Annotated in this window: 9 protein-coding genes; 6 read left to right on the top strand and 3 right to left on the bottom strand. The window is 64.5% G+C overall.

The genetic code is table 11. The annotated features are described in order from the left end of the window. The first annotated feature begins 238 nt into the window (after positions 1 to 238). On the top strand, positions 239 to 442 hold the full coding sequence (locus tag ACSVIK_RS23375) for a hypothetical protein (protein WP_442446540.1): 204 nt from the start codon (positions 239 to 241) through the stop codon (positions 440 to 442). Between the two features lie 138 nt (positions 443 to 580). Here the strand turns inward: ACSVIK_RS23375 and ACSVIK_RS23370 are convergent, their stop codons facing one another. Beyond that, on the bottom strand, positions 581 to 1195 hold the full coding sequence (locus tag ACSVIK_RS23370) for a LysE family translocator (protein ID WP_442446539.1): 615 nt from the start codon (positions 1193 to 1195) through the stop codon (positions 581 to 583). 177 nt (positions 1196 to 1372) lie between these two features. Here ACSVIK_RS23370 and ACSVIK_RS23365 point away from each other — a divergent pair, with 177 nt between their 5' ends. Continuing rightward, positions 1373 to 2680 carry a diaminobutyrate--2-oxoglutarate transaminase family protein gene (locus ACSVIK_RS23365; RefSeq protein ID WP_442446538.1) on the top strand — a complete coding sequence of 436 codons (1308 nt, stop codon included), beginning with the start codon at positions 1373 to 1375 and terminating at the stop codon, positions 2678 to 2680. A 206-nt stretch (positions 2681 to 2886) separates the two neighbouring features. On the opposite strand, the gene ACSVIK_RS23360 is transcribed toward ACSVIK_RS23365, so the two are convergent. Together ACSVIK_RS23360 and ACSVIK_RS23355 are read right to left on the bottom strand one after the other, a co-directional pair. Further along, positions 2887 to 4584, bottom strand: coding sequence for a cyclic peptide export ABC transporter (locus ACSVIK_RS23360; protein ID WP_442446537.1), 1698 nt, complete (start codon positions 4582 to 4584; stop codon positions 2887 to 2889). Then, positions 4581 to 5642 (bottom strand): TauD/TfdA family dioxygenase, encoded by a 1062-nt coding sequence (locus ACSVIK_RS23355; RefSeq protein ID WP_442446536.1) that lies wholly within the window; start codon positions 5640 to 5642, stop codon positions 4581 to 4583. The genes ACSVIK_RS23360 and ACSVIK_RS23355 overlap by 4 nt, the downstream gene beginning before the upstream one ends. A gap of 276 nt (positions 5643 to 5918) precedes the next feature. On the opposite strand from ACSVIK_RS23355, the gene ACSVIK_RS23350 reads away from it, so the two are divergent. The 4 genes from ACSVIK_RS23350 to ACSVIK_RS23335 form a co-directional block, all read left to right on the top strand. After that, positions 5919 to 7793, top strand: a complete 1875-nt coding sequence (locus ACSVIK_RS23350; protein WP_442446535.1) for an amino acid adenylation domain-containing protein — start codon at positions 5919 to 5921, stop codon at positions 7791 to 7793. Next, positions 7786 to 8733 (top strand): syringomycin E biosynthesis L-threonyl-[L-threonyl-carrier protein] 4-chlorinase SyrB2, encoded by a 948-nt coding sequence (syrB2, locus tag ACSVIK_RS23345; protein ID WP_442446534.1) that lies wholly within the window; start codon positions 7786 to 7788, stop codon positions 8731 to 8733. The genes ACSVIK_RS23350 and syrB2 overlap by 8 nt, the downstream gene beginning before the upstream one ends. Before the next feature lie 209 nt (positions 8734 to 8942). Then, positions 8943 to 10109, top strand: coding sequence for an alpha/beta fold hydrolase (locus ACSVIK_RS23340; RefSeq protein ID WP_442446533.1), 1167 nt, complete (start codon positions 8943 to 8945; stop codon positions 10107 to 10109). Between the two features lie 37 nt (positions 10110 to 10146). Further along, positions 10147 to 10361, top strand: a 215-nt coding sequence (locus tag ACSVIK_RS23335; RefSeq protein WP_442446532.1) for a hypothetical protein, incomplete at its 3' end; no start/stop codon positions are given.

Genomic DNA, 10361 nt, shown 5'->3' with positions numbered 1-10361 from the left:
GCGTGATTTCCCATAGCATCGTGACGGCCGGGCACGCCCTCCACGGGCGAACCTGTCCCAGTGCCGGGGACTTTAATCAGCCGCTGGTGGTGGTGTATGTCACGCAAATCCCGGACAAGCTGTCCCCGATTCGCCGTGGTGGCTGTCCGGTTTTCCGATGACAGACAAGGACCTGCGTCGCTGCTCGAATGCCTGCGAACGGGCGCGCACGGGGCGAGCTCTTCCAGGAGGCAGGCTGATGAATGATTTCGAGGCGGGACAGTACGTGCGCCTGCGCGCAGGCGGACGAATCATGCGGGTGATCGCGGCACCACCCTTTGAAAGCCCGTTGGTGGCCTGTGAATACCGCGAGAAGCATCGGCGGGTGACTGGCCTCTATGCAGCCAGCTCCCTGATAAGGGCCCCCGCGCCGCACCAGGTGGCTAGCGCCAGGGGCGGATGAAACGGCTCAGGCCAGCAACGGCTTGACTGCGACGCTGTAGCAGGCCGTTGAAAAACGTAGGCGAGGCAGGCAAGACAAGGCAAAAACAGCCGAAAAAGCGGAGTTTACATGCTGTAAATGAGCATTTTGAGGCTGTTTTTAACGCAGTATTGCCAACGCAGGTAGTTTTTCAACAGTCTGGTAGAGCAGGCCACTGGCGAACAGAGCAACGACCATCGACACGCCACGGTTCACCCAGAAGGTGGCGTGATCGGAGCTCAGGCGACCACCGAACAATGCCCCGAGCGCCACCCAGGCGCTACCCACCGGCAGCACGACCAGGGTGAAGGCCGCCATGAACGCCAGGTAGCTGTCGCCCTGCATGAAGGTGCCAGCCGGCGCCACGAAAGAGGCGAAGAACAGCCCCTTGGGGTTACTCAGGGTCGCGGCGAACAGCCCGGCCGGGGACAGCCCGGGCGTACTGTCCCCGGCGCCCCGGCGCGCCGCGCCCCACAGCTTGATGGCGATGTAGAACAGAAAACCGACCGCGAAGACCTTGCTGAGCGTTGCCACCCAGGGGTAGTCACGGGCGATCCAGTTCAGGGTCAGGCCCCAGGCACTGATCTGCAGCACATAGGCCAACCATTCCGCTACCACCCACTGCAAGGCGCGCAGATTCAAGCCACGATTGACACCGGTCTGGAACAGCAGCGAATTGGTCGGCCCCGGCACGGCCAACACGGCGAGCAATGCCAGGAAGATCGTTTCACTCATGAGCGGTACACACCTGTCTTGGAGTTACGGAGCCGGTATTGAAGCTACGGCCCATGGCAATGTCTGGCATGGAAAGCCGGGACAGCCGGGTCGCGGCAAATTGTCCGGCCGCCGGCACTGCCGGAGAATCGAGGCGCCCACGAGGCTTTCTCTTTTTGCGCAGGCGGACGATCGGACATGCCAGAACTCAGCGATCTATCGAAAGTGGAATCCAACGCCCGCACTTATGCGGCCAACTTCAAGCAACTGTTCGTCAAGGGTAATGGCATGCGTCTGAAGGACGCCCAGGGCCGTGAATACCTGGACTGCCTGAGCAATGCCGGCACTCTGGCGCTGGGGCACAATCCGCCAGCGGTACGCGACGCGGTGCTGGAATTCCTGCAGACCGATCAGCTGCAACAGGCACTCGATCTGGCCACTCCGGCCAAGCACACTTTCGTCAAGACACTGTTCGCCACCCTGCCCCCGGCACTGCGCGACCATGGCAAGGTTCTGTTCTGCGGGCCCAGCGGCTCGGATGCGGTGGAAGCGGCCATCAAGCTGGCTCGCCATTACACCCAGCGCTCGACCCTGCTGGCCTTCCAGGGCGGCTATCACGGCATGACCGCTGGGGCGCTGTCGGCGATGGGCAACCTCAAGCCGAAGTTTCACGCCGCGGCAGTGACCGCCGGTACGCATTTCATGCCTTTCCCCTACCCGCTGCGCTGCCCGTTCGGCACCGACGGTCGCCACACCGAGCAACTGAGCATCGACTACCTGCGCACGCTGCTGAGCGACCCGGAGAGCGGCGTGCAGCAGCCGGCCGCCGTGCTGGTGGAGGTGGTGCAAGGTGAAGGTGGCTGCATTCCGGCTTCGGCCAACTGGATGCGCCAGTTGCGCGAGCTGACCCGGGAGCTGGGCATCCTGCTGATCGTCGACGAGGTGCAGACCGGTCTGGGCCGCACCGGCAGCCTGTTCGCTATCGAGCACTCGGGCATCGTGCCGGACATCCTGGTGCTGTCCAAGGCCATCGGCGGTGGCTACCCGATGTCGTTGATCGTCTTCGCCGAGCACCTGGACACCTGGACCGCTGGCATGCACGCCGGCACCTTCCGTGGCAATCAGATCGCCATGGTGGCCGGCGCGGCGACCATCGAGCACATCCAGGCCAACGGCCTGGTGGCGCGTGCCGCACAGGCCGGCGAGCACCTGCGCGAGGGACTGGACAGCCTGGCCCGACGCTACCCGGCGCTGGCCGAAGTGCGCGGGCGCGGGCTGATGCTCGGGGTGGAAATCGCCCAGCCCGGCCAGGACGGCCGCCCCGGCCCGGCCGACAAGGCCCTGGCTGCGGCCATCAAGCGCGAGTGTTTTGGCAAAGGCCTGCTGATCGAAACCGGCGGCCGGCACAGCTCGGTACTGCGCTTCCTGCCGCCGCTGAATATCAGCGATGAGGAGATCGGCCAGGTGCTGGAGCGTTTCGACAGCGCGCTGAAAGCGGTGTGCTGAGGCTGGTATAAGCCGTTGGCTTTGGCCGCGAAGCGCTTCTCGGCTGAAACCGGTTCTCCCCGCTTAGCCAGGGATGGCCCCAAACCAGGAACACGCGGTTTTGCTCACTTTTGCCGCGACAGAAGTGCCCCGCCGCAAGGGCGGCGGGTTGACTCAAGGCACCCAGCAGCGGTGGCGTATAAACCGCCTTAGCTGCAAAGCCGGAACTAGGCCTGCCGCTCCTGCAAGGCGCAATCGACGTCGGAAACGATCTGTCCGCTGTCGAGCTTGATGATGCGGTCGGCCAACTGGAAGTACTGGTCATCGTGGGTGATGATCAGCACCGTCTTGCCGCGTCGCTTCAGGTCGGGCAGCAGCTCTTCATAGAAGAAACGCTTGAACGGCGGATCCTGGTCGGCAGCCCATTCATCCAGCACGTACACCGGCCGGTCCTCCAGGTAGGCGCACACCAGTGCCAGGCGCTTCTGTTGCCCGTACGACAGCGCCTTGAGCGTCGAGTAACCATGCCCCTGGATCTGCACCTTGTCGGCCAGCCCGAGGGTTTCCAGGTACTGCTTGGCGGTCTCCGGGCAGGCGCCGTTTTCATCCGGGCCGATCAGCCGGTTGAACAACTGGAAGTCCGAGAACACCGCCGAGAACAGGTCGCGGTAGGCACTGCGGTTGTCCTCGTCGATGACCTGCTCGCCCAGCTTGAGCTGGCCCTCGTTGGGCACGTAGAGCCCGCACAAGACCTTGGCCAGGGTGCTCTTGCCGCACCCGTTGCCACCCACGATGTACACCAACTGCCCAGGCACCAGTTGCAGGTCGATCGGCCCCAGGGCAAAGCCTGTGCTGGCATCGGCGCCCTGGTACTGAACCCGTACGCCGTGCAGGGAAATATCGGCCATGCCTTCGCTGCCGACTGCGGCGGGCAGCGCTGGCACTTCAGGCTCGGCGGTATGACCGTGATGCGCGTCGATGGAAAAACCGAACTGCGCCAGGCGGGTACTCGCCACCCGCCCCTGTGCCAGCACCGGCATCGCCCCCACCAGCAGCGATACCGGCCCCATGATGTACAGCACCGCCAGCAGGCTGGCGGTCAGCACGCTGGGTTCGAGCACCGCCAGTTGCGGCGCGACGAACAGCAGGCAGCCGATGAGCAACGACAGAGTCAGCTGCCCGACGTTGTCACCCAGGGTGAACCACACCCTTTCGATGAAATTCAACTGCGCCACACGAGTAGACGACGCCTCGATTGCCGTACGGCTGAACCAGTTGCGGCGAATGCGGTTGAGCTTGAGCTCCTTGAGCCCGAACACCAACGCATGGGTGTACTCGTTGAAGGCGGTGTACTCGTCGCGCATGCGGCTCGACACGCCGATACCCTTGCCAAAACAGAAGAAATACAGCACCACGCCGAGCAGCATCAGCCCCAGGGTGAAGGCCAGCACCACCCAAGACAGGTAGGCCAGGTAGCCGATACCGAAGACGAACACCGTGGCCTCGACCAACACCGTGGGGATCACCACCAGGGTGGTGCTGAGCTGGGGGATGTCGGTGGTGAGCATGGTCAGCACATTGGCTGCGCCGCGGCGGTCGACTTCTTCCAGCGGCGTGGTGAGGATCTTGCGGCACAGCGCGATGCGCAGGTGGGTCATGATGCGTCGACTGGCGAGGGCCGGAAAGAGTGCCGCGCCGTTGCGAAACAGCAACGCCACCACGCTCAGGCCGACGAACCAGTACAACGCTGTAGAGCGTGCGGCGGTGTCGTGGATTGCCGTGTTGATCACGTTGACCACGGCGATGGAGGCCACCCCGCTGATCACCCCGGTCAGCACAGTGCACAGGGTCAGCCACGGGTGACTGCGCCATAACAGACGCAGCAGCGAACCGGGTTTGGCGGGCTTGTCGGCGGTCGTGCTCATGGCTGTCTCCAGACGCGGTCACGCTCGACCATCTCGCCCATGGCCACGGCGATCAGCCGCGGTTCCTGATACGGGTCGCGGGCATGTGCGGTGAGCATGTTATCGAGCATCACCAGGTCACCCTGCTGCCAGTCGAAGCGTACCGCGCAGGCCTCATAGGCCTCGCCGATCAGTTGCATGGTGCGGTCGTCGATCGGGCTGCCGTCGCCATAGCTCACCAGGCGTGGCAAGCGGCCCTCGCCAAAGAAGTCGAGCAGATCCTCACGCATGTCTTCGCCCAGGCAGTACGGATGATGCAATTGCACCTGATTGAAGAACGCCGTCTCGCCGGTAATCGGATGCTGCAGCACGCCGGGGCAGTGGGTATGGATCTGCAGGGTGTCGTCGTCGAGCCATTCGTAGGCAGTGCCCTGCGCGCGGCAGTGAGCCTCCACCTGCTCGCGCTGCTCGGTGCCGAAGAACTGCTGCCAGCTCGGTTCGACCCCCTCGATGAAAGTACGGCTGTAACGCAGGCCCTTGCTGGCGAAGGCCTGCGCCACCTGCGCCGGTAGCCGACGCAGTACCTCGCGAATGTCGGCCAGCGGCGTGGCGCCACCCACCTTGGACGGCAGCTCGCAGTAGAACCACTGCTTGCGTGGCCAGCTCTCCAGATGCGAGCTCTCGTTGTGGTAGAGGATCATTTCCTGCTCCGGATAAGGCGTCGAGCGGTACACGTTGCGCCCGCCTTCCTTTTTCGGCAGGTCGCCGTAGGCGCCGTGCAATCCCGGCGACAGCGCCTCGGCAAAGGCCTCGAAGGCCGCCACGTTGTCCAGGCCGAAACCACGGAACAGCAGCGCGCCGTGCTGACACAGCAGGGCGTCCAGCGCAGCGCGCTGCTCGGCCGCCCAGCTCAGCACATCCAGTCCCGGCTGCGCGGGTTCTATCACCAGCGGCAAGCTGGCCTGCGGCGACAGCCGCGAGAGGCGCACGCGGTCGTCCAGCGCCTCGCTTGGCGCTTGCAAGGGCATCGTACGGCCCGCCTGGCAGGCGGTGGGCGAGACAGGGTTTTCTGCGGTCATGGGCGGCTCCCAGGCAGTGACAAAAGCTCAGGGCGCTGCTGCTGAAACCGTGCATGGCGCGCCCACCAGCCGACGATCTAAGCACCGCCCGCGCGAGGCTGTCTGTCACCTCAAACCGGGACAGTCGGACAGCGAGGGTTTGTCCCGGATTCCCTCGACAGACACCCCGAACGCCTCGGTGCTCCAATTCTTCAATGTGTGCAAACACACCACCCTGCGCCCAGGCTCGGCGCCATGGCGTAATGCCCTTTGCGACCTTTACAGGAGCGTTATCGAATGCCGATTTCTCCCCCCTCTGGCAGCCCAGGCCACTTCTCCGGCAGCCCCTTGCCCAAGTCTGCCCTGTTGCACGAGCTGTTCAGCGCCCAGGCCCGCGCCGTTCCCGAGCGCATCGCGGTCAGTGACCAGGACGGGGCTCTGAGCTATGCGGAACTGGATGCCGCGTCTTCACGCCTGGCCGCCCACTTGCGCGCCGAGGGCGTCAAGGCCGGCACCCTGGTCGGCCTGTGCCTGCCGCGCGGCACGCAACTGGTCAGTGCCCTGCTGGGCATCCTCAAGGCCGGCGGTGCCTACGTGCCGATCGACCCGCGCTACCCGGCAAAACGCATCGCCCACATCATTCAGGACAGCGGCCTGCAGGTGCTGATCGGCGATGCCCAGAGCCTGGAACAACCGCTGCCCGAAGGCATCAGGCTGCTGGGCATCGACGCCCTGCTGCAAAGCAGCGACACGCCACTGACACCCGGCGATGCCCGCGACCCGGCACAGTCACCGGCCTATGTGATCTACACCTCCGGCTCCACCGGCACCCCTAAGGGCGTGCAGGTCACCCATGCCAACGCCAGCGCACTGTTGGCCAGCACCCAGCGCCGCTTCGAGTTCAACAGCGACGATGTGTGGTCGATGTTCCACTCCATCGGCTTCGACTTTTCGGTCTGGGAAATCTGGGGCGCCCTGGCCCACGGCGGGCATGTGGCGATCGTGCCTTACGAGGTTTCCCGCTCGCCGCAGGCCTTCCAGACATGGCTGGCCAAGACCGGCGTCACCGTCCTCAGCCAGACCCCTTCGGCGTTCCGCGGTCTGGATCAGGCCAACCAGCAGGCCCCCGAGCCACTGGCTCTGCGTTACGTGGTGTTCGGTGGCGAGGCGCTGCCGTCCAGCGTGCTGCAGTCCTGGGTAGCGCGCCATGGCGACGCCCGGCCCCAGTTGGTGAACATGTACGGCATTACCGAGGCCACGGTGCACACCACCTTCCACCGCGTACTGGCCCAGGACCTGGAGCACTACGCCAGCGTACCGATCGGTCAACCACTGGATGGCTGGATCCTGCACCTGCTCGATGAGCACGGCGCTGCCGTGGCCGATGGCCAAGTGGGTGAGCTGTTCATCGAAGGCGCCGGCGTTGCACCGGGCTACCTCAATCGTCCGGAACTGACCGCCGAGCGCTTCGTCAGCCTGCCCGGCAGCCAGGCCCGCGCCTACCGCAGCGGCGACCTGCTCAGCCGCGACGCGCAGGGTGTGCATCACTACAAGGGCCGCGCCGACCAGCAACTGAAGGTACGCGGCTTCCGCATCGAAGCCGGTGAAGTGCAGGCCTGCCTGCAGCGCGACGGACTGATCAGCGCCAGCCACGTGTGTGCCCAGGATTACGGCGACGGAGACGTACGCCTGCTGGCCTACGTGGTGCCAGCCGACGGCTCCGGGCAGTTGAGCCCTGCCCTGCGCGACAGCCTGGCTGCCCTGGCCAGCGAGCAACTGCCCGACTTCATGCGTCCTTCGGCCTATGTGGCACTGGCGCAACTGCCACTGACCGACCACGGCAAGATCGACAGCGCGCGCCTGCCCTCGCCGAGCAGTGCCGAACACCCTGCCGCGCAGCAACAAGGCGACCTTTCGGAACACCAGCGCCGCGTGCTCGAGGTGTGGTGCGAAGACATCGGCCTCAAGGGCATCGGCCTGGACGACGACTTCTTCGACTTCGGCGGTACCTCGCTGGCACTGATCCGCGCCCTGAGCGTTCTGAAAACCCACTACCGCATCGACCTCAACCCCGGTGTGCTGGCCGATGGTGCCACCGCGCGGGTTCTGGCCCAGAGCATCGAAATGTCACTTGGCAACGCCCAACGTTCGCAGGAGCAAGCCCATGTCTGAAGTCGCTACAGAGCAACGCTTTCACCTCACCGCCGAAGAACGCGCCCAGTTCGAGAGAGACGGTTTCATCGGTCCGTTCACCGCCTATTCCCAGGATGAAATGAAGGACATCTGGCGGCGCACGCGCCTGCGCCTGCTCGAGCGCAGCCATGCGGTCTATCAGGACCTGGACGCGATCTCCGGCGCCACCAACATCGCCAACTACGACCGCCACCTGGACGATGACTTCCTCGCTGACCACATCTGCCGCGCGCAGATCTGCGACCGCGTGCAGAGCATCCTGGGCCCTGACGTGATCTGCTGGCGTAGCGAGTTCTTCCCCAAGTACCCCGGCGACGAAGGCACCGACTGGCACCAGGCCGATACCTTCGCCAATGCCTCCGGAAAGCCGCAGATCATCTGGCCGGAACATGAAGACTTCGGCGGCACCATCACCGTCTGGACTGCCTTCACCGACGTGACCATCGCCAACGGCTGCCTGCAGTTCATCCCCGGCACGCAGAACAGCATGAACTACGACGAGACCAAGCGCATGGAGTACTCGCCGGAGCAGGTCAACGCCAAGGAAAAGAACGGCGTGCGCCGCGGCTTCTTCGGCTACGACTATCGCCAACTGCAGATCGACGAGAACTGGGAGCCTGACGAAAGCAAGGCGGTACCGATCCAAATGAAGGCCGGCCAGTTCGTCATCTTCTGGTCGACCCTGATGCACGCCTCCTACCCGCACAGTGGCGAGAGCGAGGAAATGCGCATGGGCTTCGCGTCGCGTTACGTGCCGTCGTTCGTACACGTATACCCGGACTCCGATCACATCGAGGAGTACGGCGGCAAGATCAGCCTGGAAAACTACGGTGCGGTGCAGGTGGTCGGTGAGCACACCCCGGCCTACAACCGCCTGGTTACCCATACCACACGCGGCAAGCGCTTCGAGCGCAACTAACAGGCCGTTGAAAAACGTAGGCGAGGCAGGCAAGACAAGGCAAAAACAGCCGAAAAAGCGCAGTTTACGTGCTGTAAATGAGCATTTTGAGGCTGTTTTTAACGCAGTATTGTCAACGCAGGTAGTTTTTCAACAGCCTGCTAAGCCCCTCGACAGGGCCGGCTCCGGCCCTGCCACCCCCCCCTTTTCGTCTTTTGCGGAGCTGCCCCATGACCCTGCCAAACGACCCGACCCTGCGGGTGTGCCAGGCGGTGCGCCTGCTGCGTCACCTGGCCGTGAACCTGCCCAGCCCGTTGAACATCGCTTTCGATCCTGTGCCCGCCAGCCACCTGGCGGCCTGCGAGCACCTGGTCAGCCAGGCGTTCGCCGCCTGTGGCGTACAACAGCTGCGGTTTTGCCATGACACCCCCGCGCAACTGTCATCCTTCGAGGTCTTGATCAGCCGTCGCCTCAGCCAGGTGCTGCCGAGCGGCCCCGTGGATGTGGAATCGCACAGCGAGCAACTCATCGCCGACTTCGATTTCAGCTCGGCCCCCGCCGGCGTACAGCGCGAGGTCATCGCCAGCTTCGACGGCACGCCACTCAACATCTACAGTTGCGGCGGAGCCGACCTGCCAGCCCTGCTGCTGGCCCTGCCCTGCGGCCTGCCGTTCGAGCTGTGTCAGGACTGGGTGCAGGGCCTGGCCGCGCAGTACCGGGTGTTCACCTGGGAGACCCGTGGCCTGTTCGGGGGAACCGAGCACTTCGACAGCCTGGCGGTGGACACCGATGCGCAGGTGGCGGACCTGTTTGTCGTGATGGATCACTTCGGCCAGCCGGCGGCGCACCTGATAGGCATTTGCGGCGGCGCGATGATCGCCCTCTGCGCGGCGGCCAGTCAGCCCGAACGCGTGCATTCGCTGAGCCTGTGGCACGGCGATTACACCCTGGGCCAGGATGATTGGCGCACCCCGCACCAGCGCAATTTCGAGTGGCTGATGGAGGCCGCTGCCAGCGACCGGGAAGAAGCCCGCGAGCTGCAGAAGATGTTCGTCGATCCGGCCACGCTGATGACCACGCCGGAGCCCATCGCGCACCTGGCGCTGTATCCCTACACCAACGCCGAGCTGTTCTATCGCTACGCAAGGCTCAACCATGCCCTGAACCAGACCGACCTGCATGGGATCCTGCCGTACATCGAGGTGCCGGCGCTGGTGGTGGCCGGCGACAACGACCAGACCACCCACATCGGCGGCTCGAGACACGTGGCCCGCACCCTGCCCCAGGCACGCCTGCACATCGAACAGGGCGGCAGCCATGTGGCCTTCTTCGAGCATGGCCGCCGTTCGCTGCCGGTGGCCCTGGGGTTCATGGAGGCGTTGTTGGCGGCGGCCTGAGCCTGCTCCATCGCGGGAGCCGCCGCAGCCGCGAGTCATGTTCGCCGCTGAAGCGGCTGCTGCCTTTTTAAAGGATTCTTCTCGGAATCTCGGGAAAGCCAGTTTTGATACCGGACTGGCAAGTTTGTGTGTTGTTTTCGGTGTTCAAGCTGCTTATCGGCGTTTAGCTGATGTCTCCCGTTTCGCCCCCCGGCGACCTTCTTTTGTCAAACGCCACAAAAGAAGGCAAAAAGGCTTGGCCCCGACATCCGG

Origin of the sequence: Pseudomonas sp. NCHU5216 (genome assembly GCF_052156495.1) — a bacterium.
GTDB lineage: Bacteria > Pseudomonadota > Gammaproteobacteria > Pseudomonadales > Pseudomonadaceae > Aquipseudomonas.
Note: the sequence above shows the minus strand (reverse complement) of the source record. Positions and strands in the feature narration are given on the sequence as shown.

Bases quoted from the DNA above. Each gene is read 5' to 3' on its own strand.
- ACSVIK_RS23375 (WP_442446540.1), top strand. From the start codon at position 239: ATGAATGATTTCGAGGCGGGACAGTACGTGCGCCTGCGCGCAGGCGGA.
- ACSVIK_RS23370 (WP_442446539.1), bottom strand. From the start codon at position 1,195: ATGAGTGAAACGATCTTCCTGGCATTGCTCGCCGTGTTGGCCGTGCCG.
- ACSVIK_RS23365 (WP_442446538.1), top strand. From the start codon at position 1,373: ATGCCAGAACTCAGCGATCTATCGAAAGTGGAATCCAACGCCCGCACT.
- ACSVIK_RS23360 (WP_442446537.1), bottom strand. From the start codon at position 4,584: ATGAGCACGACCGCCGACAAGCCCGCCAAACCCGGTTCGCTGCTGCGT.
- ACSVIK_RS23355 (WP_442446536.1), bottom strand. From the start codon at position 5,642: ATGACCGCAGAAAACCCTGTCTCGCCCACCGCCTGCCAGGCGGGCCGT.
- ACSVIK_RS23350 (WP_442446535.1), top strand. From the start codon at position 5,919: ATGCCGATTTCTCCCCCCTCTGGCAGCCCAGGCCACTTCTCCGGCAGC.
- syrB2 (WP_442446534.1), top strand. From the start codon at position 7,786: ATGTCTGAAGTCGCTACAGAGCAACGCTTTCACCTCACCGCCGAAGAA.
- ACSVIK_RS23340 (WP_442446533.1), top strand. From the start codon at position 8,943: ATGACCCTGCCAAACGACCCGACCCTGCGGGTGTGCCAGGCGGTGCGC.